Raw genomic sequence first — 436 nt, 5'->3', positions numbered from 1 at the left:
TCATTGTATTGTATCGACGTTTAAAGATTATATTTTTACTATTTTATTAATATTTAATTTATTTAATAATAGTTTATCGGGAGATGAAGTCGGTCGGTCCTTTGAACGCGAACGGTGCGTCGGCGGATGKGTTAAAAGAATGGACGGTGCGTAACATGACGGGTGCGATCATACCAGCACTAATGCACYGGATCCCATCAGAACTCCGCAGTTAAGCGTGCTTGGGCGAGAGTAGTACTAGGATGGGTGACCCCCTGGTAAGKCCTCGTKTTGCACCCCTTTTTGCGTTTTKTTCCCGTTAACAACGGCTTGTTTTGCCGTKTTTTTTTTTTTTTTTTGTCCTCATYKTATTGTATCGACGTTTAAAGATTATATTTTTACTTTAAAGATTATATTTTTACTATTTTATTAATATTTAATTTATTTAATAATAGTT

Annotated in this window: 1 rRNA gene; it reads left to right on the top strand. The window is 35.7% G+C overall.

What is annotated here, in order from left to right:
- Positions 1-160: 160 nt before the first annotated feature.
- Positions 161-279, top strand: a 5S ribosomal RNA gene (gene rrf / locus EIZ48_RS31660).
- Positions 280-436 lie beyond the last annotated feature (157 nt).

The sequence above is a fragment of the Photobacterium alginatilyticum genome (assembly GCF_009910675.1).
GTDB classification, from domain to species: Bacteria; Pseudomonadota; Gammaproteobacteria; order Enterobacterales; family Vibrionaceae; genus Photobacterium; species Photobacterium alginatilyticum.
The sequence above is the reverse complement of the archived record's forward strand: the minus strand, read 5'-3'. Positions and strand labels throughout refer to the sequence as shown.